The 24214-nt window shown below is 64.2% G+C and carries 17 protein-coding genes; all 17 read right to left on the bottom strand.

Annotated elements, in window-relative coordinates:
* Positions 1-53 precede the first annotated feature (53 nt).
* The 17 genes from tssK to OH491_RS01970 all read right to left on the bottom strand — a co-directional run bounded on the left by tssK (position 54) and on the right by OH491_RS01970 (position 24179).
* Positions 54-1424 (bottom strand): type VI secretion system baseplate subunit TssK, encoded by a 1371-nt coding sequence (gene tssK, locus OH491_RS02050; protein WP_068769560.1) that lies wholly within the window; start codon positions 1422-1424, stop codon positions 54-56.
* Positions 1425-1793: 369 nt separating this feature from the next.
* Positions 1794-2741, bottom strand: a complete 948-nt coding sequence (locus OH491_RS02045; RefSeq protein ID WP_068769561.1) for a hypothetical protein — start codon at positions 2739-2741, stop codon at positions 1794-1796.
* 29 nt (positions 2742-2770) lie between these two features.
* Positions 2771-6982 (bottom strand): hypothetical protein, encoded by a 4212-nt coding sequence (locus tag OH491_RS02040; protein WP_068769562.1) that lies wholly within the window; start codon positions 6980-6982, stop codon positions 2771-2773.
* 60 nt (positions 6983-7042) lie between these two features.
* Positions 7043-7591 carry a hypothetical protein gene (locus OH491_RS02035; RefSeq protein ID WP_068769563.1) on the bottom strand — a complete coding sequence of 183 codons (549 nt, stop codon included), beginning with the start codon at positions 7589-7591 and terminating at the stop codon, positions 7043-7045.
* A 59-nt stretch (positions 7592-7650) separates the two neighbouring features.
* Complete coding sequence (locus OH491_RS02030; RefSeq protein WP_068769564.1) at positions 7651-9600, bottom strand: hypothetical protein; 1950 nt, start codon at positions 9598-9600, stop codon at positions 7651-7653.
* Between the two features lie 60 nt (positions 9601-9660).
* Positions 9661-9960 (bottom strand): PAAR domain-containing protein, encoded by a 300-nt coding sequence (locus OH491_RS02025; protein ID WP_068769565.1) that lies wholly within the window; start codon positions 9958-9960, stop codon positions 9661-9663.
* 33 nt (positions 9961-9993) lie between these two features.
* A complete protein-coding gene (locus OH491_RS02020) occupies positions 9994-11157 on the bottom strand; it encodes a hypothetical protein (RefSeq protein WP_068769566.1) in 1164 nt (387 codons plus the stop codon).
* Between the two features lie 102 nt (positions 11158-11259).
* On the bottom strand, positions 11260-11391 hold the full coding sequence (locus OH491_RS02015; RefSeq protein ID WP_334319176.1) for a hypothetical protein: 132 nt from the start codon (positions 11389-11391) through the stop codon (positions 11260-11262).
* Between the two features lie 214 nt (positions 11392-11605).
* Complete coding sequence (locus tag OH491_RS02010) at positions 11606-13639, bottom strand: type VI secretion system contractile sheath domain-containing protein (protein WP_068769567.1); 2034 nt, start codon at positions 13637-13639, stop codon at positions 11606-11608.
* A 264-nt stretch (positions 13640-13903) separates the two neighbouring features.
* Positions 13904-15037, bottom strand: a complete 1134-nt coding sequence (locus OH491_RS02005) for a M20 family metallopeptidase (protein ID WP_334319177.1) — start codon at positions 15035-15037, stop codon at positions 13904-13906.
* A gap of 216 nt (positions 15038-15253) precedes the next feature.
* Positions 15254-16123: a sugar phosphate isomerase/epimerase family protein gene (locus OH491_RS02000; RefSeq protein WP_334319178.1), complete on the bottom strand. Its 870-nt coding sequence runs from the start codon at positions 16121-16123 to the stop codon at positions 15254-15256.
* Positions 16124-16181: 58 nt separating this feature from the next.
* Positions 16182-18311 (bottom strand): serine hydrolase, encoded by a 2130-nt coding sequence (locus OH491_RS01995; protein WP_068769569.1) that lies wholly within the window; start codon positions 18309-18311, stop codon positions 16182-16184.
* Positions 18312-18396: 85 nt separating this feature from the next.
* Positions 18397-19536, bottom strand: coding sequence for a hypothetical protein (locus OH491_RS01990; protein WP_334319179.1), 1140 nt, complete (start codon positions 19534-19536; stop codon positions 18397-18399).
* A gap of 133 nt (positions 19537-19669) precedes the next feature.
* Positions 19670-19879, bottom strand: a complete 210-nt coding sequence (locus OH491_RS01985) for a hypothetical protein (RefSeq protein ID WP_334319180.1) — start codon at positions 19877-19879, stop codon at positions 19670-19672.
* A 25-nt stretch (positions 19880-19904) separates the two neighbouring features.
* A complete protein-coding gene (locus OH491_RS01980; protein ID WP_068769571.1) occupies positions 19905-21248 on the bottom strand; it encodes a GH1 family beta-glucosidase in 1344 nt (447 codons plus the stop codon).
* 74 nt (positions 21249-21322) lie between these two features.
* Positions 21323-22093, bottom strand: a complete 771-nt coding sequence (locus OH491_RS01975; RefSeq protein WP_068769572.1) for a DUF6250 domain-containing protein — start codon at positions 22091-22093, stop codon at positions 21323-21325.
* Between the two features lie 61 nt (positions 22094-22154).
* Positions 22155-24179: a sodium:solute symporter family protein gene (locus OH491_RS01970; protein WP_068769573.1), complete on the bottom strand. Its 2025-nt coding sequence runs from the start codon at positions 24177-24179 to the stop codon at positions 22155-22157.
* Positions 24180-24214 lie beyond the last annotated feature (35 nt).

Below are 24214 nucleotides of genomic sequence, written 5' to 3'. Positions count from 1 at the left end.
GCGGTTTTTGCTCGAAATGGGCGGGGAGGACGCGGCGCGGGCGGTGTTTGCGGTCAGTCCCCCAGGGTCATGTAAAGCGTGACGGCGAAGTCCGATTTCTCCTGGTCGGGCCAGCGGATGACGGCGGCCTTTTCCGTCTGGAGAAGCTGCCAGACGCGCGCGCTCTCGGCGCGGTTGAGGCGGAAATAGGTCACGCCGGCGACCGCAGGGAGCTGCATCGGCGGGAAGCGCTCCTCCTTGAGTTCCACGCCGCGCACGGCGCGCGTGGCGAGGCTCTTGGGCATGAACTTGAAACGGTTGCCGTCCTCCACCAGCGCGACGATGGTGCGCGGGTCGTCCTTGGATTTGACGCCGAGGAAATAATCCACCGGGCGCGTGAGCTGCTCCTCGGTGAAGACCGCCTCGAGGGCGCCGTCGGCGGGCTTGAATTCGAGCTTGAGAAACGACGCCGTCACGACGCCGCGCAGCAGACCGCGAATCTTGGTGCTCAACTGGTCGAACGCGTTGAACAGGTTCTCGTGATTGTAGGCGGGTACGCTTTCGTAGTCGTCCTTGTCGGGATGCAGCGCCGCCAGTTCGCCGTGCAGCGCGCGGAGCTCCAGATACCACGCGAAGGGCTCGACATTCGCCGCCGCGAGCAGCGACGAAAGGCGCGCCGAAAAACTGTTGAGCGTGCGGAACCGCAGGATCTGCTCGATTTGCGCGCCGCGCAGCGTGTCCATCGCGAAGCCGCCGCGGTTGAGCTGGATGACGAGCTCCTGCCGGCTCGCCTCAAGCTGGTTGACGAGGTCGCGGATGAGGTTGTGCAGCGCGCTCGAACCGGTGATGAACAGGCACGGGGGCACAAACTCGGGGTCGAGCTTCGGCTGGCCAAGCTGCTCGCCGACGCCGCGCACCAGGCGCAGCACGGGCACGAGTTCGAGGTCGGACTTGTCGTCGTCGTCGAGCACGAAACGGGCGTTGTAGCGGCGCGTGAGGAGCGGCTTGGCGTTGTCGCCGGTGTTTTCGTCGGCGAGTTTTTCCTCCCGCACGCGATAGATGATTTTCGTGGCCGCGTCGGGCTGCTCGTCCGGCGACTCGCCCCCGGCGTTGGCGCGGCCTTCGCGCCAGACCGGCACGCCCAGATAGATCGTAAACACCGAGCCGCTGCCGGCAAAGAGCGGCTTGATGTCGATGGACGGCAGTTCGGCGTTTTCGGGGAAGCACAAATCGAGCCCGCCGGGCATGAACACGCGCAGCTTGTCGAAACGCACCCGGAAGTTGGCCAATTCATCGAGGGAGAGCTTCGCCTCGATGATGCCATAGGGATGAGGCCGGGCGACGCGCCGATCAGATTGACCCTGATAAATCGCACCGAGTTGAAAACGTTGAAGATGATGGGGCTGAAGGAACAGCCCTTCGTGCCAATGTATATTGAGGGACATGGATGAGGGTCAGAAGCAAAAAAACCGGACGGATAATCGCTCAAGGCCGGGAATGCGCACATGCCGAATCCCGCCCGGGCGACTGCTTTTCTTGTCGAGGATTACAGCCAAAAATTATCGCAATACCCACATGCCAACATCCTGGCACCGGCCTCGTTTTTAGAGGGAGGCAGCCCCTGTTTCGCATCGTTTTTGATATATATTTTTTGGCTGGATAATTTCATGCGAACCTGCTGTTCAGGGATTCGTTGAGATGGACGGGGCCGCGCTTGCACGCGCCAATGTTTGTATATTCCGCATCCCCCGAACACTGTAAATGCGCCAGCGATTACAATGGGCGTATTTTTTTGTAATAGGGTCGGCGCGGGGTCAGCGCTGGCCGCCCTTCATCAGGTCCTCGGCATATTGCGCGACCGCGTCCATCATGTCGGTCTGGATGGAGCCCTCGCTGATTTCGCCGGCGAGTTCCGTGTACTTTTTCCAAAACCTGGAGTCGGCATTGCCGAAAATGGAGGAGCCGCCTTCCATTTTCACGATGTCGCGAATCGCCTCCGGGGAATACCGGGACTGAAAACGGCGGGCGAAATTCTTGCCGGCGGGGCCGAGCGAGGCGAGCAGGCCGGCGATGAGCTGCCGCATTTTTTCGAGCTGCTGGCCGATCTGCACGGACGAGACCTCGGCGTCGCCGGTCACGGAACGCCGGAGCGCGGTGCGGAGATCGCCGGCCGAGCCGTCGCGGCGGATGGTGGATTTCGGCGCGAGCCCCTTCCAGACGTTCCAGGCCAGTTGATCGGTCATGATGCAGACCTCGGCTAGCGCGGCGAAGAGTTTGCCGAGGCGCGCGGCGTCGATCCTGTCGGACGAGGAGAGTTTCAATTTTTGCGTGATCTCGGCGAGCGACTCGGGATCGAGCGAGTCGCTGGCAATGTGCACGAAACCAGCGTCGGCGAGGCGTCGCTGGATCATTTCCCGCTGTTCGAGGGAATAACGGGGAAGCGTCTTGAGGAAGAGCGACCAGATGTCCTCGGGTGACATTTCTCCGGGGCCGGCGGCAACGGGCTCGGCGGACGCGGTGGCGAGGGATTCCCACGTGGGGAACTTCTCGGCCAGAGCGTCGAGATAGAGCTGGCGTTTGCTGGCGGGGACGGGGTCGAGGAGTTTCTTGAGCTCATCCTCGAGAAACGACTCGCGGTTTTCACGGGAATCGTCGGCGAAGTTGGCCTGAAGATAACGGAGGCGGCTGGCAGTGTTGGCGGCCCAGACGGGAGCGTCGGGGAGGCCGGCGGAGGTGGCGGGAGTGTTTTTTTGGTCGGACATGGTGTGTGCGTGTTGAAGAACAGAAGGGATTACTTTTGTGGTTGTCGGACGTAGGGCTGCAGGCGGAGGAGTTTTATAAGCGAGGCCCGGATGATCATGGCCTTGGAGGCATCGAAGGCCGGCCGCAGTCCGACGTCGGCGTAACCCTCGGCAAAGGCGTCGATGGGATAGGCGGTTTTCGGATCCAGCCCGGCAGGAGAAAGGGCGGATCCGCCGGCGACGAAGTAACGGTCGGTCAGGGGATCGTGGAGGTAGGTGGCGACATTGCCATACAAGTGCGCGAAATCGCCGCCAGTGCCGCCTGTTTCCGCGAACCAGAGCGTGCGGTCGTCGGAACCGGGGGCATAAGGCAGGGCGGCCTGGCGCGCGCCTCCCGCGTAATCGACGGGGACAAAGGCGCCGGAGTCGGGCCAGGGATACTCGAAGTTGGCCCCGCGCTGGATGAGATAATCGCGCTGGGCGAGCCAGGCGGCATCGGAAAAATTGACTCCCGGGAAGGAGGGCGAAGCGCGGTCCGCATACAGGGTGGCGAGGGAGGCCCACTCCTCGGGCGTGGCCAGCCGGGCGCCGAGTATCCGCTCCGTAAATACACGGGCGGCGGCGGGGGGGATGTTTTGCAGCGGGTGGGCGGCGGTGGGCGCGGCGGGGACGTCGAGGCCGGGCGCGTAAAGAGGCTCGGGCCAGCGGGGGTCGAGGTAGGCCGTCCAGCGATTGTTGAGCGTCATGCGGCTGTCGTTGAGACGTCGGGCGGTGGCACGGCGGGGCGCGAGGATGCGCCAGGTCTGGGGGCCGGGCCGGGCGTCCGTGTCCGTGCCCTCGGAAACGGCGGCGAGGTAGGCCGGCATGGCGGCGGTGACCTCGGCGCCCGCCGGATATTGCTCGACCAGGGCGATGAAGTCGCCGATGGAAATCGCGCGAGTGGAAAGGAAAAAGGGCACGCCGGCCTCGGGTTCCACGAGAAGATATTCCTGGATGCGCGCGGTTCCGGTGAGATCGGTCCAGCGGTAGGTCGCGCGTCTGCCGTCGTCGGTGAACTCGCCCTGCCAGCCGATGCGCCCGGGGCCGATGTCGGCGGGGGTGGTGGCCTCGCCGGTGGGCTCGAGGTTGACCGCGGCGGCCTCGCCGAGGAAACGGGCGACGGCGGAATCGGCGGCGGCTTCGGGAATGGCGCGGGCGAGGGAGACAAATTCGTCGCGGCGGGTTTGGGCGTCGGCTTCGGAGAGGCGGGCCCAGCGGGTGGTCTTGGCGTTGGCGAGGAGATAATCGAAGCGGTCGAGGCCGGCGAGGTCATCCGGAGCCACGCCCATTTGGGGCATGCGTTGGAGGACTTCCGGGGTGAAGGCGGGGTCGATCTGCGCATAGGCGCGGCGCCAGCGGTGCGGCGCCTGGGTGGCGATGGCCCCGATTTTCGCCTTTTGGCTTTCAATCAAACCCGCGGCGGAAAATGTATCTGATTTTTCAATACGCGATTTGAGCGCGGACTCCAGGGCGATTTCCCGGTCGAGCTCCTCGAGGCTCGCAGGCCAGTCGGGCAACGCGTCGAGGCGGTTCCAAGCCGCGAGGGGGAGGCTGAGCGGCTGGCCGGAGGCGGCGGTGTCGGCAAGGGCGGCGCGGTCGGTCTCAGACTGAAGCGATTCGAGTCGGCGGGCGGAGGCGACGAGATCGGCGGGATGTCCGGCGGCCGTCACGGCGGCAAAAGCGGGGCTGGCGGCGGCATCCGTCATTATTTTCTGGATACTGGTGGCGGCCTCGGAGCCGAGGGCGACCGGCTCGGACCAGGCGGCCCCCAGCCCAAGCAGCGTTTCGAGGCGGGCGAGGCCGGCGGCGAGCGCGGCGGCGGCGGAACGCGTCCCGGCAAGGGCGGCAAGACGGGCCCGGACCGCGGGGAGACGGACAAAATCCGCGATGGAAGCGGCAGGCGCGCCGTCGGCCGCCCATTGAACCTGGGTCAGAAATTCCGCGAGGACGGCTTCTTTCTGCGCGCTGTCCGCGGCGCTGGTCTGCGCGGCAATGGCCTCCGGGATGCCGGCGAGATTCACGGGCTCGATGCCGCCGGCGGCTTGAGGACCGTCGAGCGCACCCAAAAATTCCCGCACGCGGCGGAGGCGGGCGCGAAGGGCGCGGAAATCCGCCTCGTCGGCCGCGAGGGTTTGTTCGGTGACGCCGTCGAGAAGCTGGTCGCGGCGCCTGGCCCACTCGGCCTGAAGCACGGGCGAGCCGGCGATGCTGTCGGCGCGGACGCGGGTCAGCCACTCGGCGGGCACGGGGCGCATGTCGTCCAGCGCGACGGCGAGGCGGGCGGCGAGATCGTTGAAGCGCGCCTGAAGTGCGGCGACTTCGTCCGTCACCGTGGAAATGTCCTTGCGGAGAACCTTGCGGGATCTAAGGGCGGCGAGGTCGGAGGAAAGCGTGGCGGCTTCGGCGGTGAACGGAGTGGACACGGCGGCGCCGAGGCCGAGTTGGGCCTCCTCGCCGGTCAGGCTGCGCAGGACCGAGGCGAGGCGGGCGGCGGCGGCATCCCAATCGACCGCGACGCGCGGATCGTCGGCGCTGCCAACCAGATAGTAGGGCCGGATATCGGCGTCCCAGCGGGCGAGGACTTCGTCGGTGACGGGGCCGGTAAAATCGCGGACAAAACCTTCGCGGAGCCAGCGCGCGTGATCGACGCGCGCGGCCCAATCGCCACGGACAAACGCGACGCGGGTGTCGAGGAGCGGTTGCTGCCCGGCGAGGCGGGTGGAAAGCTCGGCGAGCGGAGCGCGTCCGACGCGGAGCCGGACCATGTCGGACAGACCGGGAAGGACGGGATCGCCGGTGTCGGCGAGGACGGTGGCTGCGCGAGTGACGGCGGTCCACGCATGTTCGGCGGCGGCGGCGTTTTCGAGCAGGACGAGGCGGGTGTCGATGTCGAGGGCGAGCCGTCCGGAGTCGAGCGTCGGAGGCGGCGGGGGTTGCAATTCGAGGGCGGCGGTGTCCCAGCCCCGGGACTGGAGGCGGGCGGACGCATCCGCGAGGCGTTTTCCGCCGGGCCATTTTTCGAGCGACCCGGCGAGCGTGGCGAGCGTGGCGCGGGCCTGCTTGATGTGGCGGACGACAAGACCGCGCTTGGCCGAGGCGGGAGGAGCGGCCCGGAGGGCCTCGAGCGATTCGAGATTGGGCCCCGCGTCGGTGATGAGGCGCGGGTCGAGTCTGGCGCGGGTGTCGGCGATGGCCGTGACGCGTTCGCGAAGCCATGGATCGGCGTTCCAGCGGGCGCGAACGCGCGGGTCGTCGAGTTCGGCGCAAAGGGAGCCGAACCATTCGAACCACGCGGTGCAGAGTTCGCCAAACTCGGGCGGGACTTCCTCGACGTCCGGGGGAAGGTTGCCGAGTTTGATGGCGAATTCCTGCACCGACTCGGGAAGTTTTTCAAAGGGAGCGAAACGAAGCCAGGCAAAGGGACTGGCAAGGACGACAAGGGGGGCGGCGACAAGCGCGGCTTTGACCGGGACGGGCAAAGCGCGGCCGCCGAGGCGCGCGAAGCGGCGCTGGAGTTCGTCGAGCGTGAAGTCGGCGGGCTTCGCGTGGGGATCGATGAGGTAGTTGCAAAAATCAATCCAGGCGCGGGCATGCTTGCCGAGGACGCGCCACTCGGGAGAGTCCTCGATGGGCCAGCCGGCCCGGGCGCGTTTGCGCACCAGGGTGACGAGCAGCGTGCCGAGCGCGCGGAAATCGCCGGCGCGCGCCTGCTCGTGGGTGATGCCGGCGAGCGGCGCGGGTTCGGCGAGCAGGATGGACGACTTGCGGAGGATGGCCGCGCCGGGGACGAAAATGTTGGCCGGCTTGAGCGCGCCATGCGGGCGGGCGGCGGCCTGTTCGAGGGCGACCAGCCCCTCGATCACGCCGCGCGCGACGGCATGGAGCGTGGGGGGATCGACCGTGAGGCGCCCGTCGATGATGCGCTGGAAGGAGCGTTGATAGAGGTCCGTGACGGCATAGACGCCGTCGGGACAGCGGCCGCCGGCATGCACGGGAGCCCAGCGGTCGGGGCGTCTGGCGCAGGCCGCGGTCTGCGCCTCGATCGCGGCAAGCTGGGCTTGGAGGAGGGCGAGGCGACGGGGACCGCGCGGCAGGCCGGTGCGGAAGATCTTGAGCGCGCGCGGGCCGCCGCCGGACGCCCCGGCGGCGGCAGCGACCGCCTCGTGCACAGATGCGCGAACGCTGACGTGGATGTCGCGTGTGGGTTCGTAACCGCCGGGCATTGGCGAGGGGATGCGGATTGCGGAATGAGCGGGACGGAGCGCGCGCCGGCGGCGTTGCGCTTATTTCAGATTGCGGGGCGTGAGGAGGCGGAGGCCGCTTTCCTTGATCTGAATTTCGATGGGATCCTTCTTGTCCTTCTTCCACTGCTTCGCGTCGAGGGGGAGAATGAGGCGGCGGGGGTCGGCGTTGCCCTGCTGGTCGGAGGGGATGCCGGGAAGGTCAGCGATGACGACCACGTAGGTGGCGCCGGTCTGGAGCCAGCGGGACCATTTCGCGTCGGTCGAGCTAATCATCTGCGAGGAAGGCTTGCCCCGCCCGAAATCGACGGTGTAGCGGTCGGTGTCGCGGCGGGTGGTGTTGCCCGGCTGCCAGTATTCAGTAATCGAATACGACTCCCATTTCGGCAGGTCGGAGGTGGCGTTGGCGCCGATGATGTCGACCTGGAGCGAAGTGTTTTCGAGGGACTTGTCGAGGGCGAGGGTGATGGTGTGCGCGACGGGCTTGGGCGCGCTGTTGCACGCAGTGAGGGCGAAGGCCGCGGCCAGCAGGCCGAGGCCGGCGGCAAGAGCCCGGATGGGATGCGGGTGATTGCTGATTTTGTTTTTCATGGAGGAAAAGGGGGACGAGAAACGCGGCGGGATTTTGCGGGATGCGAGGCGGCGGCCGGTCAGGCCAGGCGGCGGATGACGCGGGAGACCTCGCGGTTGGCGGTCCAGTCGGTGACGATGAGGGAGCGGGAGCGGATGAGGAGGTTGTCGAGTTCGAGGAGCGGAGGGTCGAAGATTTTTTCGAGGTTGAAGGGCGAGGCGTCGCCGAAGTCCTTGCAGAAGCTGTCCGGGCCGACGCCGGGGAAGAACCGCGCGAGCGTGGCGAGAACCTGCCACCAGAACTCGGGGGGCAGCCAGCCGAAGGCGTCGTCCTGGGTGATGCCGTCGTAGGCGAGGCGGTGCGCGCCGAGGGCGGCGCGGACGCGCGGATCGGCCCCGGCGACGCGAAGCGCGCGCGCGGCGAGGTCCTCTCCGGGCCTGTTTTCCTGGACGAGCTTGCGGGCAAACCCGATCATGTCGTCGGCGGCGACGCCCAGAGTATTGCCGGAGTTCACCGTCAGCAAAAGGGCGCCGAGGATGCCGAGCGAATAGAGATCTGCCGGACTGCTGAGCAGCGGAATGGTTTCGAACGGGGTGTCGGGAAACACCGCGCCCTCGGTGGCGCGGAGGGCTTCGTCGACGGCGGGGTCGAGGTCCTGCGGGATGGTGCGGAATCGCGCCTCGCCGGAGGCGAGCCCCTCCCCGGTGTCGAGCCGCCCGAAGAGATCGACCACGCGACCGGTGAGCGGGAGGCGCAGCCAGAGGATGTCGCTCGCGGAGTGCCCGACGCGCTCGTGGGTGACGAGGGTCGCGTCGATGCAGGTGCGCTCGCCGGTATCGGCAAAAACGCGGCGCACGCGGACGGTCCCCTGCCCTCGTATGGGCTGTCCCATGAACGACGGGCGGTAAACGGAGGCCGAGGGCTGCTCGATCGCCATGAAGTAGCGCGTGTCAACGGTTTTGATCGGCAGGGCGACAGCCTGGCCGGCGCGGGCGGAAACGAGGTGCGCGGTCCAAAGCGCGGGCAGCGTGCCGGCAGGCGCGGCCAGGGCGACGCGGAAGGAATCGGCGGAAAGGTTGAGCAGCGGAAGCTGACGCCGGTGAATCGCGTCGCGAGTCAGTTGCACGGCCTGCCGGAAAAGGGAAAGCTTGAGGTGAAAGGTTTCGAGGAAACGCCCCGCGCGGCCTTCGGCGGCGCTGAAGAGGTGGGCGCCGCCCTGCTGGAGATAGTCCCAGTCGCCGAGCGGTTTCATCGCGGTGTCGAGAAGGTAGGTGTCGCGACCGGAGGGACTGCCTTTCCACGGGCGTCCGCCGAGGAAGGCCGCGTAATCGTCGAGCGAAAACGGCGCGAGGCGGCGGATGAAAAGGAGGCCGCCCTCGGGATTGAAGGGGGCGAGGCGGGCGCCGGCGGGAAGGGGGAGGCTTTCGATTTTTGCAGCGCCGGCGGCGACCGCGCCGGACTCGGGAGCGGCGAAGCGAGGCGTGCCATCGGCGCCGTCGGCGCGCCAAAGACGGATGCGCGAACTGGAATAGGCGGGAAGCCCGGCGGCGAGCAATTCGGCGTCGTCGGTGGCAAGCATCCAGGGACGCCCTTCGGGGTCGGCCGGGTGCCAAGGCCCGGCGGTGTCGAGGTTGAGGAAGGCCGGCCGGGGGTGGGTCTGCTCGTGCCCGGTCTGGATGCACGCGGCGGGATCGTCGGCGATAAACGAGGCGGCCATGGCCCGCCAGCGGGCGTCGAGCGCGGCGTTGGCGAGGTCGCCGCGGTCCGCATGAAAGGCGTCCGCCAGATGCACGGTGGTTTGCACCCAGATTTCCACCCATTCGCGGATTTGCCCGGCGGCGTCACACACCGCTCCGAGATAAACCCGTCCGTCGATGGTGGAGCGAAGCAGGACGAGCGGGCCGGCGGGCGAAGCTTCATCGGGCGCGGCCGGCGCCGTATGAGCGGCCACGCAAATGCAGAGAGGCTGGCCGGCGAAGGCTGCGTCGATGGGAATCAAGGCATGACGGTCGGGAAGCACAGCGGACATGGGTGAATGCGAAATCGAAAAATAGGGGTTGCGGGATGCGAGGGTGATGGACGGGCCGGGTCAGCCGCCGATGTTCACGGTGGGGAAACCGAGCACGATGGTGCCGCCATGGGCGGTTTGGTCGCCCATGCGGGCGGCGGGTTTTTTGCCAATCATCACCGTGGCGGAGCCTTTGATGATGGCCGAGGGCGGGCCGACACAGACGCATGAGTCGCCCATCACGGCGGCGGGCATTTTCCCGATGAGAACGGTCGGCGCCCCCGGCCCGATGATCGGGCCGCCGACATGCGGCACGGGCGGCACGCCCGGCGTAACCATCGGGCAGGTGTGAAGGTCGGTGATGCGGGCGGCGGGTGGCATGGGACAGAGACGGGAAGGCGGGTTTGGTTGCGTTCAGCCGAGCGGGCACGAGGGGCACTTTGGAGCGCCTTTCTTGGCGGCGCCGGCGGCTTCGCCGAGTTTCATGTAGGAGGTCATCGGCCCGATATTGGGCAGCGGCGGGAGGTCGTTGAGGGGGGCGAAATCGATCCGTTTGATATCGAAGTTTTCCATAAGCTGGAGCGCGGGGAAAAACTGGGATGCCTTGGCCCAGCTTTGCGCGTTGGCGGCCTGCTGCGGCGTGAGCGACTCGGTGAGATTTCCCATGACCTCGGCGACCGGCTTGAGTCCGGCGTTCAGTTTGACCTGGAGATCGCGGACGTTGAGCCGGGCGAGGTCGAGTTTGAAGAAGCCGGCGATGTTCTCGTAAGTTTGCGCGATGCTGAGCACGTTCAAGACCGCAGGCAGTGCGGGGCTGTAGGGCGGAGGCGGCGGGAGTTGCGCGATGGCGTTCAGTTTGTTGGCCAGATGCCCCATCGCGCGGGGCGCGCGGATGTCTATGCCCAGGGAACTGGTCACGCGCGCCAGGGTGGCCAGCGGGGCGAGCGGCACCATTTGCTCGAGCGGAAACGGCGGGATGGCGGCCACGGCGCGCACGGCGGCTTGCAGTTTGACCAACGCACTCGGATCGAGCGGGAAAAGCCTCACCTGAAGGCTGGCCTTGGCCATGCGCATCTGGGTGACGGCAAGGGAAAGTTTCTGCACATGCGGCGGCGGCGAGGGCGGCAGACTGGGGACGGGGATGGGCGGCAGCGGGTTTTTGACGAGACCGGCGAGCGACCCTTTGAGCTGCACCGTCATCTTGGGGTCGTCGATTTTCATTTTCATCATGCCCTCCGTCATGCGGACGAAGGGAGGGACGGCCTCCATCTGCCCGAGCTTGATGTGATCGAGCGGAATCGCCAGGATGGGCGCGGGCACGCGCATCTTGTTCAACACGTCGAGGCGCGCGCGGATGAACTGATTGGCCGGCGCGGCCGGAGCCGCGGTGACGAGGGGATCGAGTTGCTCCAGTTTCGGAATGGGCACCTCGGGAAAGGGAGTGGGAACGGGCGGGATGAGCTTCTTGAGCTGATCGAGCACCTTGAAGGGGCAAACGCACGGGATGCCGGACGGGCTGAGCAGGCCGGCGAGCGAGGCAAGTCCGGTGGCGTTGGCGAATCCTGAAAAGAGGCCCATGGGAGGTCTTTTGTTGCCGGGCGCTCAGAACCGGACGGCGGCGAACTGCCCCGCCCCGGCCTGCCTGTCCCTCTGCGCCTTTGTGCCATCCATGATGGTTCGCTAGTTGCCCGCCACTGCTCCGGCCGATGTCCGGCTGGTGGTCTGGCGGCGGCGGAAGCGGGTGATGAAGTGCATGGCTGGGTTGTTGAAAACCACCTTGGGCGGAGGCGGACGGATGTCTTTCCCGTCCATTTATAGAGGGAGGGATCGAGACATATGCAGGGCGGACATTATATGCTCATCTTGTTCTTTATATAACCGAAACGCAGGATTGATAAATGAAAGAATCCCCAGTTTTCCGCCGGATGCGCGGATGGCGAGAGCCGGGTGATTACAATACATGATTATTTTTGTAATCACCCGCCGCCCGCCGCATGCGTCACCCTGCTTCGCCCGGCGTCCGGGCTTATGACTTCGGAACGCGAAGGGCGAGAGGCGCCCCGTCGGCCGCCAGAGAATTTATACGGCCAACGCGAACGGAGCCGCTGTTCTTGACCGACAGCATCGGGATGAAGCCCTGATTCGCGATGGCAACGGCGGCGCGCTCGGTCAGCCATGCCTCGGCGCAGGGAGTCATGCCGGACTCTCCGTTGCGCTTGAAGTGGTGCACGGGCAGGTCGCCGACGGTCTGGCCCCCGGCCAGGTCCATACCCCACCCTTTCTGTTTGAAACGCTCGATGTAAAGCTGCGCGATGAGCACCGCCGGGCTGGCCCAGAGATAGTGTTCGTGCTGGTCGGGCGACTCGATTTCCTCGAAGGCAAAGGCATCGACCGGATCGGTCATCTTGCCGTAGGGAAGCCGGAGGAGGAAGCGGGGAACGGCAAGCGCGAGGTGGGCGGAGGCGGGATTTTCCCGCAGCGCCTTGAGCGCGGCGCCGATCTCCGTGTCCTTGAGCTTGGTCCAGTCATCCGGATCCGGCTGCTGCGAAAAACCGGCACAGCCAAGCGAGAAGGGATGCCCGGCGGCGACAAGGGGCGTGCCGCTGGCGGCAAACACCGAGGCGACCTTGCCGGCAAGCGCGAGGTCGGCGGCCGAGTCGCCGAAGGTGTGCAGCGAAAACGCGGCCATCCAAGGATTTTCCGCAATGGTGTCGCGGATCATTTTGTGCAGGCCGGTGGCATCGGGCTTGAAGGCCGGATCGGCGGGCGGCGCGGATTCCGCCCCCTCGGCCGGTTCATCATCGTCGGGCGGAAGCGGCGCGCCGATGTCGGCGGCGATCTCCTCCTTCGAAACATCGTAAACAAGGAGTTTGACCCGGTCGCCATCGTCGAAGGTGCGCACGAGCATGTCGATGGAGCGCCACGCGCTTTCGAGCGCCTGAAAACGCGGACTGGAGAGGATGGCGCGCATGCGAACGGCGAGCGCGGCATCAAGCGCGGCGACGAGTTCCTTTTGATGGGCGGTCGGGTTCTTGACCACATTGTCTCCGACTGCCTGCTTGATCAGTGCCTCGACCGCGCTGGCGTAGGTCTTCGCGGGGGAGGCGGACGCGGCTTTTTTGGCGGCGCTTTTTTTGCCGAGCAAACGTTCGAGTGTCTGTTCGGCGGTTTCCTCGGAACGCGCGGCGGTGCTGCGCCGGGGCGCCTTGGGAAGCGGGACGCCGAGGAGCTTCTGGAGCTGGGCGGCCGCCTTCGCCGCGGTGCCCGCGCTGAGGAGTTGCGGACGGAGCATGCGAAGGTTGGCGATGCCGGGAACCTTTTTATAAATCTGGTCGGGATGGAAATCATCGAGTTCGGCAAACTCGAACTCGACCTGCGTGCCGGGCGCGCCCGGATCCTCAATGGAAAACGCGGGCGAAAGTTTGCCGTATAGATCGTCAATGCTGTCGATATCGACGGCGATGCCCGGTCGGCCGGCCAGCGACTCGCACACACCGCGGCTGCCTCGTCCGGTAAAATCGCCCAGCAGCGCGATGACAAGAGGCTGCTTGGAACCGGCGTGGGCCTTGGGCGCGGCCCGCGCGCCGAAACCGACGGAGAGCGTCGGCTTGCCGGCGGCGCCGGCTTTCACGGGCTCGCGGGGAGGAGTGGCTTTCTTGAGCGACGCGCCTCCATCATCAGGCGTCGCGCTGGAATCGTCATCGCCTCCCATTCCGCCCGTAATATCATCGCCGGACGAAGCTTCATCGTCACTGACCGGCAGCGTGGCAGGAGCCTCGGCGCCTCCGCCATCGCTCCCGCCGGGGCTGTTGTCTTCGCCGCCGAGTCCTTTCAGCAGCGCGTCGAGATCGTCGCCTCCGCCACCAGACGAAGCATCGTCTCCGCCGCCACTTTCATCACCGCCGAGACTTTTGAGCAGGGCGTCCAAGTCGTCGTCGGACGAAGCCTTCTCCGGGGGATTGTCCGCTCCGAGTTGAGCCAAAAGATCATCCAAGGAGGCATCGTCATCTTGGGGAATATCGTTTTTCTTGTCGTCGGGAGGAAAGGAATTGGAGCTCATAACAATTTTGGGGAAGGAGAAAAGTCCGCAAGAATGCCGGACTAAATCGGCTTTTGATTAATAAAATTCAAGATTCAAAGCTGAAAATTCTCATTTCCGCGCGATTTTACTATAAAGCTCAATTATTATTGGCTGCCCTTCTCTGCATGCCGGCTTCGGTTGTCTGCAATTCCGGCGAGGTGCGACCCTATTCCCAGCGCCTTCTTGGATGAAAGATTCAAGGCAGCAGTGTTACTGCGTTGGGCCATACTAAAACGGATGGCATCACTGTCTTGAAATACTATCGATGAATTCCTCCAGCACGCGCGCCCCCTCCTCCAGCGCGGCGCTTTCGATAAATTCGTCTTTTGTGTGGGCCTGTGCGATTGCCCCCGGGCCAAAAGCGACTGCGGGCGTGCCGTTGGCATTGAGCACGTTTGCATCGGAAAACCACGGAGCCACCTCGACGCCCTTCGCATGCACCGCCAGGCGTCGCACCCACGGATGGTTCTCCGCCAGCACGAACGGCGGACCGTCACGATGCACCCGCACGCTCAGGCTGCTCCCGGGGCCTTTTCCCCCGCCCATCTCACTTGCAGCCACCGCGGCGCGCACGCGCGCAAGGATCTCGGCATTTGGCATTCCCGGGTGCGTGCGGATATCAAGCCCGGCCCGGCACGCATCCGGAACGATGTTCAATTCGTTGCCTCCCCGCACCACGCCGACATTGAGCGACGCCCCGCCGAGATCCGGATGCCGGGCTGCCGCCAGCGCCGGCGCCAGTTCCTCCTGACATGCGCGCAAAAACGGCAGCAACTTGTAAACCGCATTGTCTCCGCGTTCCGGTGTCGCACCGTGGCATGCCCGCCCCGCCGCCTCCACCCAAACACGCAGCACGCCTTTTTCCGCCCGCACGATCCGCAGATCAGTCGGCTCCAGCACCACCGCAAAATTCGCGCGAAACCCCGCCTTGCACAAGGCCGCCGCCCCCGTGCTCATCTCCTCCTCGCCCATCGTCGCCGCAAACACCCATGTCACCCGGGAATGCCCCGCCGCGGGACTTCGCAACCACCGTGCCAGCGCCCACAATGCCGCCGCCATCGGTCCCTTGGTATCCGTGGCGCCGCGGCCAAAAATCTTTCCGCCGCGAACCGCGGGGGCGAACGGCGGTATGGTCATCCCTCCCACGCCCACCGTATCCAGATGGGGCACCAGTGCGATGACCGGCGCCGCGTTATCGTCCGGCATCGTGCCCGCAGGAAACCGTCCCACCACATTGGGACGCCCGGGCTGCACCTCCACCACCGACACCTCGCCGCCGAGCCCGCGCAACAGTCCGGCCAGGTAATCCGCCATCGCCCGTTCGCCCGGCTCCGATCCACCCGCCTCGCCCTCGGGCGATACGCTCGGACGTTTCACAAATTCGCACAACAACTCCACCAGTGACGCGGGGAAACGCTCAACGTATCCAAAACCATTCATGATCCGCAAACGCTGAAATCATTCCATCCAGCCGTCAATGGTAACTTGGCAGTTACTAAATTATGGGGGCATTGCAGTCGATTTTATAATCCAAGAAATACTCCGCGCCATCCATTACTATTGCCCGCCCCTTCATTCTTGCCGCTGGAACTATCACCACCATTGCGTTTTTTCAGCGGAAACAAGCGCCTCGTCCAGCGAGGGCAATTCGGGATGCCATTGTTTTTCCCATTCGAGACTGAGCACGCCGGCATAACGCTCCCGTCTTAGTATCTCCAGCAACCGCGCCATCGGATACGTTCCGGAGCCAGGCGGCACGTAAGAATAATCCGCGCGAGATGTTGTTTTTGCCACGCTATCCTTCACATGAATGTACGAGACATTGTTATAGATGACGCTCCATGTCTGCTCCGGTTCCTCTCCCCCACCCTTCCACGTATGATGCGTGTCCCAGAGAAGGGCGGTATCTTGCGGAACGGCATCCAGAAAACGGCGCAACGCGGAAACAGTCAGCAAGGAGTCGTGTGTTTCCACCATGATGCCGGAACGCCATCCGTTTTCGGCCTGTTGGCGGCGCCACCAGGCAATCGTATCGACCGCCTGCCCAAGCTCCCGGCCATCCATGCTCTTGCCGCCGTCAAACACCCGCAGCCAGACCCCGCCCAATGCCTCAGCCCATGGAATGAATGTGAGAAATTCATCACGGGCACGGGCTTCATCGCGCCCGACCAACCGCAATGACGAGTCGAGTCCCACGACGCGCACCGCCTGGGTCGCGACGAAATCCGCCAGCGCGGCAGGTTCGCCAAACTCACGGCGAAAATACGCGGGCAAATCCAAGGTGCCGCCCAGCGCGCGCAATTCCACCCCCTCGATCCGATGGCGCGCGGCCAGCGCAAGCGTTTCCTTGAGAGAGAGACCAGGACAGCCAAGGGAGGAAAACACGCGCATATATCTGCCATGCATGGAATGAATGCCGTCATCTGAGATTTCGCGTTCGATCCGCGGCGCTCGTTTTATCATGACTTTGAAAAATTAAATGCCCGCATGCACCCCGTCGCTAGATTAATTCGCGGGCGACTCAGTGCAGCCTGCCATGTTTCGCTTTATCATGCAGGATAAAACCGGCTTTTCGGACCGAAAAGCAGTCGTCCCCGGAAAATACCAGCCAGCCGGCTTTCCCGTCCGAACTGAGCCACTTGGAGGGAAAACTGCTCGATTCCCCCGGGCCGACATCCCACACATCGGTGAAAAACGCCGTCGTCCACGGCCCCCATGGCTCGGGCGCGTCATAAACCCCGAAACCGCCGCCAAACCGAGGGTCTTTTCCTGATCCTGTCATGGTGAGGAGATAACGCCCCTGCCCGGGATTATAGGTGACATGCAGCCGGTAACACGCGTTTGGATTGCGAAACACCGGACCGCGCTCGGCAATATCCGCGGACCATATCGGCGCACCTTCGGTGTCGATGCGCACAAAAAAATCATAGGCGGAGCGATCGCGCATCCGGTCCTTGGGCACACGGGCAAGCACGACCTGGTCCGCGCGCGCATAGGCGCTGCCTGTATCGGGCGAGTAAATATAGACATAATCATCGCGCGCGCCGGCGTAGTTGCGCCCGAAATTAAGAAATGCCGGACAACCGAAACTTTCCGTGAAACGCCAGTCACACTCCGTCCATGTCTTCGCGTGGTCGGTTGACCAGGCGAGCCGGGCGTTGTCCGCGTTGCGCAACAGCATGTAGAGCACGCCGTCCACCATGAGCATGCCGCTCGCCTTTTTCCCATGCCGGTCGTCTCCGCGCTGTTCGCCCGCCGCGGCCCGGATGTTTTCACCGATAAACCCCTCCGGGCCGCCGGTCACTTTCACGAGCCCCAGACTGAGCTTTTCCGGGAGATACGGGGCGAAACCGTTGCCGTCACCATAAGCCGAATACATGGCATCGTCGTCCGCCCAAGTCAGCGGCCAGTTGTCGCAACCCTCGGCTTTGCGGACAATCGTTTCCCTTGGACTCCATTCGATTCGCGCGATGACCGGACTGGGGGGATACGGGGCTTTTGCCAGCGGCTCGAAGGCCTCCATCAACGGAGCCACGACACGCCGCCCGACAACAGGAACCTGGTCCTCCTCCTTTTCGATGGGCCCCCCGTTGCGCACGATAATCAAATCGAGGCTGGGGATTACGAGCAGGAGTTGTCCGCCTGCGCCAAATCCCCAAAAAGCGTCGTCCGGCGCCGCCGGCCAGAAGCGTTTGCCGTCGGCGCGGCGGTTCACCCACCAGCCAAGACCGGAGTGGTTGGGCAAACCGGCGTGCGTGGTGGCCGCCTTCACCGTAGCCGGCGAGATGAGTTGCCGGCCCTGCCAGTCACCCTGGCGCAGCAGCAGGCGCCCGACGCGGGCGCTGGCGTCGGGGCTGAAATTACCGCCGCCCCAGTTGCCGACGAGCGGCAGGCCATCGACGGTGGTCGTTTCCTCGTAGCCGATCGAGGACTCGCCGTCCGGTATGCCGAGGGGGCGCAATACGCGTTCGCGCAAAAGCGAGCGCAAATCGGGATGCTTCGCGCCTCGCAGGCTGGCGGTGACACAGTAGCCAAACATCGCGAACCCCGGATTGCTATACCGCGCCGTCGTGCCGGGCCTGTCCAGCACGGACGCGGCATCACGCGCCAAGGTGAAGGGATCGAGCGGCGCGGGCAGCCGTTTCCAAAACTCGCCCTGCCAGCCGGGCAGGAGCCGGTGCGGCACGCCATCGAGGTTGGCATCGGCGATGCCCGAGGTGTGCGTGGCGAGTTGGGCGACAGTGATGTCACGTTTTTTTTCGTCATCGCGCCAAGCCGGCACGAAACGACTGGCCGGGTCGTCCGGGCGGATGAGGCCGTCGTCCATCGCGAGCATCAGCGAGACTCCGCCCACGAGCGCCTTGGCCAGCGAGGCCGTGTAGTGCGGCGTGTGGCGTCCGTATCCTTGCGCGTAGCGCTCATAAACGACGTGGTCGTGGCTGATGACCAGCAGGACGGTGGTATTGCAGGACTCCAGGTTGTTCCAGAGCGCGTCGAGCCGGGCGGAACGCATGCCGTAATCTTCCGGCCTGGCCACGGGCCAGTCGTCCGGAAGCGCGGAAAAAAGTGGCGTATGGGCAAAAATGGACGCAAGGGCGAGGCATGCCGCCAGACGGCGGAGCCCAGGGCTGCGGGTGGCAGTGGTGTTCATATTTCGGAGTATTAACATGAGGCGGGAGGGACGCGGAATCGGACGAAAACGCCGGCCGGTATGTATCCATATTGGGATACCGGTTTCACGGGCCAGCCGGTCCGTCCGGCGTTTTCTCCGGCGGCGGAGGCGCGGGAGGCTTGCGCATGATGAAACGTCCCCGGACGGTGTTGAGCGAATCGTTGTCCTGCCCCTTGCCTGCGCCGGTGAAAAGCAGGGTGAACTCACGTCCGTCCGCGCCCCACCATTTCGGCACGAAGGAGAAAAAGAAAATGTTGTCCTTCCATTCCAGCGCGCTGCCGGGGCGGGTTTGGCCAAAGGGGTGCGCCGCCGTCCAGTATTTCACCGTTGTCCATGGCCCCCACGGCGCGGGCGCGTCGTAGAGCCCGAGCGAACCGCGTTCGCTGACGCCATGCTCCGTCGCCAGAAAATAGCGGCCGAGCGCACGGTTATGGATCGCGCTCACGCACCACCCCGTGCCCTCGGGATTTTCGAACACCGGCTGTTTGGAGGCAAGCGGCCCCCAGGCGGGTTTGCCTTTCACCACGCCGCCGAACCACTCGTAGGCATCGCGACCCGCGAAAATATGATCGCGATGCACGCGGGCGAGAAACAGTGCGCCGGGCTTGTGCACGTTCAGCTTGAATTCCGACTGGGTGACGTCGGTCCGTTCGGGGCGGAGGAAATATGAATAAACAAACTCGTCCCGTGCCCCGTCGTCGTCGCGGCCATGGTTGAGGAAAGTGGCGACGATCAGATTGTCCTCGCGCCACCAACGCCACGGCGCGCGTTCCCAAGTCGCCCCGTGATCCTTGGACCGCGCGAGGTGGACGTAGCGATAATGATCGCGCGGCCACGCGACCGCCGGATCATCCGTGAAGCGGAAACCGTCCCCGGAACCCGCGGCGTCGGGATTGTCGGGAACAATCCAGGAATAAAGCACGCCCCCCACGCAGATCGTCCCCCAGCTCTTGCCCGGAAACTGCGGGGGATTCTCCGCGTTCTTCCCGCCCCAGACGTTGTAGCCGCGATAAGTATTCCACCCGCCCTCGATCCGCGCGAAGCCGAGGGAATCCCTCCCGTCGTCGTTTGCGCCGCCGAACCCGCCTCCATCGCCCCATGCGCCGTAGAGATTGTCATCGTCCGCCCAAGTGAGCTGGAAATTATCGCTGCCCTGCGCCTCGCGGCGATGCGTGGACCAGTCCAGCTCAATATCCATAATCATCGGGCTTGGCGGATAAGGCGGAGCGGCCACCGTCAAGCCGGCCTGCGGCAACAAGGCAAGCAGACCCAAAACCGCAAGGACCGCCGGACGACGCCCGTTCGACGAATACCCGCCCCCGTGGACACGAGCTTTGTCATGGCAGGGAATGCGGGCCGGGCGGTTCATCGAGAAGGAAAGAAGTGAATGTAAATTGTTGGGAGAAGTTCGTCCACGGCGCATTTTCTCCAGTGTTTTTCAGAGAAAGAACAAGAGATTTCAAAAAAATCAAATGCGCATTTGATTTTGCGGGATAAATTTTTATGAACTGTCCTTCCACGGGTGCGACCGAAGTGGTGTCAGCCAAGCGCCGCCGCACGCGACATCAGTGGTCACACGATTTGATTGCGGCGCATCACCTCCGCATACCAGCGGGCGCTGAGCTTCGGCGTGCGTTTCTGTGTGGCGTAGTCAACATGCACGATTCCGAAACGCTCGCCATAGCCCGCGGCCCATTCGTAGTTGTCGAGAAACGACCAGAGAAAATAACCGCGGCAGGGCAATCCCTCGCCCACGGCGCGATGCACATTGACAAGGTAGTTGCGCACAAAATCGCGGCGGTGCAGATCGACGATTTCCCCGTCCGCCGCCGGCGGATCGGGAAAACTCGCGCCATTCTCCGTGATATAAAACGCGCGCGGATGGTAGAGTTCATGGCAATGCCGGATCGCCCAATAGATCGATTGCGGCACGATTTTGAGCCACTCGAAGCTCGCCTCGGGATACCGGGGCGGGAACGCCAGCACTTCCCGCCCGCGGCCTGCCTTTGCCCGCACGAAATGGCCGCTGTAGATGTTCAACCCGAGAAAATCGGTCGGCTGCGAAATCAATTTCATGTCACCCGCTTTGACTTCCGGACGATCTTTTCCGCAGCGGCGAAGATAACCCGCCGGATAGCGCCCGTGAAAAACCGGCGCGAGCAGATGCTCGTTGCGCAAGGCCAGTTCGGCGCGCGCGGCGACGATATCGCGCGGGGTCTCCGTGACCGGCACCGAAACGCTCAGGTCCTGCGTGAGCCCGACGCGCGAGCCGCGCCCGCCGTGTTCGCGGACGGCGCTCACCGCATATCCGTGCGCGAGCAGCGTGTGGTGAAACGCCTGGTTGAGCACGCGGCCGGGTTCCCGCGCGCCGGGCGCGTGCATGCCGACACGGTATCCGTTGCCGATGAAGGTGGGAATTTCATTCAGCGTGATCCAGTTGCGGACATGATCGCGAAAGGCGCGCGCGGCCGTCGCGCAATAACGGGCGAACGCCTCCGCCGTCGCGCGCACGCGCCAGCCGCCCGCGTCCTCCAGCGCCTGGGGCAAGTCCCAGTGGTAGAATGTCACCCAGGGCGTGATGCCGTTGCGTTCCATCGAGTCGAAGAGGCGGCGATAGAAATCGATGCCCTTCTGGTTGATGTCCCGTCCCCCATCGGGATGCAGGCGCGGCCACGCCAGCGAGAGCCGGTAGTTTTTCACGCCGAGACGGCGCATGAGCGCGAAGTCCTCCCGGTAACGGTGGTAATGATCGCAAGCGATGTCGGGCGTGTCGCCGTTGGCGACTTTGCCAGGCAATCGGGCGAAACGATCCCAGATGGACTCGCCCTTGCCATCCTCGCGGGCTGCGCCTTCGATTTGCGGAGCGGCGGCGGCGACACCCCAAATAAAATTACGCGGGAAACAATAGGATTTCATGGGAGAACAGAATTCATGCGGAACATGCGGTCATGCCGCCGGCTTGAGCGCCGGATCGAGGGGAGTGGCGGTCATCACATCTTTTTCCGCCGCGAGGCGACAGCGCACTTGCCCGACGCGTCCGCCGGCTCGGGACTGAGCGACGAGATGCGGATGTCAGACCACCAGACTTGCGACCGCCAGGTGCGCAGGGCAAAGTGCCCGCCAGGCAGAGGCTCGGGATCGCGTGTGTCATGCACCAGGCGGTTGTCGAGCCAGTAACGAATCCGCCCGCCGGCAATGAGCGTGCGGATGCGGTAGGTCTGCCCCGGCTCCGATCGGGTCGACGGCTCCTCGGCCAGCATGGCGAAGCCCGGATTTCGCCGCACCCGCGACCATCCCGGCTGGAACCCGCCAGTGAGCGTGATGATATAGTTCGGGATGCGGTGATATTCCGGATAATCGCCGGAACGCCCGAAATGATAAGGTGCGCCGTCAAGCTCGCGGGCATGGAAAAACAGGTTGAGATTCGCGGCGTTCGCCTCTCCTCCGACTGGCGCGGCGCCCGCGGTCATCTCGACCAGCACATTTGCCGGCAGCGGCTCCCGCCACCAGAGGGTCGCCGACTGATTCGAGGCTGGCGGCTGGCCCGTGACGGCATGGAGCCGCCCGTTGCGGGCCTCCAACGCGGCATTCCCTTCAACGACCCAGCGTTCGCGCCAAGTCGCGTCGGCAAATTTTTCGCGGGCGATTTCCGTCGCGCGCCACGCCCGTCCGTCGATCTCGATCACCTGCGCTGCCAGCACGCAGCACGAGCCCGAAAGCGCCAAAACGATGAGTTGCCAAAGGCGAAACAAGGCGGTCATGGGGAATTATAATCAGTCGGTTTATATAATAACTATTCTGAAATTCCAAGGGATGCCGCGCTCAGGGAGCCACCAGCCGCACCAATCCCCAAAACAGCAAGATCAACGCGCCGGAGAAGGCGCAGCAAAAGAGGAACCCGAGCGCATCGATCCGGTTCCATTTCGTAAACTCCCAGGACGAATTTGGAAAGAGCTTGGTGTGATCGAAGCGGGCGGGATTCCTCAGTGTCTCCTCCATCTCCCGCGCATCCAGGTCCGGTGTCGCATCCACGGGGGTCTTCATTTTTCCGTAGAATAAATCAACCCGCCGTTTCTCCGGCGCGCGGGTCAGCAGGCTTATGCCCAATAACAAAACGAAGGGAGTGAGCGCGTCGAAAAACATCCGTGCCGCGAACCGGTGGCCGGGTGACATTTTTTCGACCGGCACGCCTGCCAGATTCAGCAAATATAATTCCATATGGAAACGTTCCCGGCCTTCCAGCAGACTCGCGGGATCATCCGGGCGCTGCCTCACCACGGTGTCGAAATACACGGGGTTGCTGCCACCCGCGGCGTTTTCGACCCGCACCGTCAGCGCGGGATGGTGGCGGACGGCGTCGATTCTCGCCAGGGCCAGCGGCGCGACGAGGTTGACCGTGGCGGAAATCAGGACCGCGCACCATACCGCCGGCACGGTCAGGCGCCGCCAGAAGAGCATCATGAAGACGGCGGCGCCGAAGGGCACATTCACCGTCAGCACGAGTTGGAAGACGGTGAAAATATTGTTCATCGCCATGGCCACGAAAATGCCAAGCCCGAGAATGCAGGCGATGGCCCAGCGCCCGACAGTGACCAGCCTTGCCCCCGTCGCGCCCGGGCGCAAAGGCAGATAAATCGTCCGCACGAACAGCGCGGAGATGGACATCGTCTGCGCGGCCACCGAGGACATGTTGGCCGCCATCACGCCGGTCAGCATGAGGCCGAGCAAGCCGGGGCCGAGGAGCTGCCGCGACATCATTCCCCATGCCATGTCGGGATCGGACAGTGCCGCCGGGCCGCAATAAAGCGCGACCGCCACCAAGCCGCAAAAGGCCCATAGAATAACCATCAGCCGTTTCGAATAGGTGCCGGCCACGGCGCCGAAGCGGGCCGCATACTCGTCGCGCGCCGATCCGCCAATGCTCATGTTGCCCATGATGCCTGTGATTTGGACCCAGGAAACCGCGAAGACGGCGAGAATCGTGAGTGTTGTCACCTGACTGCCCAAGTTGCCAAACAGGTCAAAAAATGCCTCCGGCACTCTTTCCCCCAAGGCGGAAAAGCCGCCGATGGCATGGAGGCCGACAGGCAGCAGCATCAGCGAAAAACTTACTATCAGAAAGCACTGCACAATCTCGTTGAGCGCCGTGGCCGCCATCCCGCCAAGGATGATATAGCCGCCGACGATAAGCGTATAAACAAGGTAGAAGAGGAAGGGGTTTATCGGGCTGACGGAATGGCTCAGCTCGCCCCGCGCCACGCGTTCGCGCAACACGTCAAGCTCGCCCGCCTCGGCAGGAGTCAGGCTGGAGGCCCGGTTCTCCAGTTCGCGCCATTGATGGTAGCCTTCGACGGACGCGCGCTCGGCCACGGTCCACGCCGCCTCCGGTTTCACCACGATGGCGGTGCAAATCTTGTAAGTGACCAGGTTGCCAAATCCGATGGTGACCACCACCGCGGCCAAAATCTGAAACACGGCATACAGCCGGGCGAGGCTGCGGCTGCCCAGCCGGTCCTCAAACAAGTCCGCCATCGTGATCAACCTCACCCGGCGAAACCAGACATTCATGAACCAGAAATACGGGTTCATAAAAACCATCTGGAACGCGAGCCAGGCCGCGGACACACCCTGTTGATAGACCAGGCTGACCGTGCTGACCGCATTGTTGGCATCGGTGGAATTGCCAAAATTCAAAAACAACTGGTAGAATTTCCCAAGTTTTCTCCCCGCGAGAAAGAAACCCTCCTCGCCCTTGCTGGCATGGCGTCCCGCCACGCGGCCCAGAACAAGCATAAGCACCAAATAGGCACCGATGATAAGGTAATCCAAAAAATGAAGGCTGGTCATGGAAACGATGGATAAACTATGCAGGCTGCGAAAAA

Origin of the sequence: Termitidicoccus mucosus (genome assembly GCF_038725785.1) — a bacterium.
GTDB lineage: Bacteria > Verrucomicrobiota > Verrucomicrobiia > Opitutales > Opitutaceae > Termitidicoccus > Termitidicoccus mucosus.
This window is presented reverse-complemented; position numbering and strand designations above follow the sequence as displayed.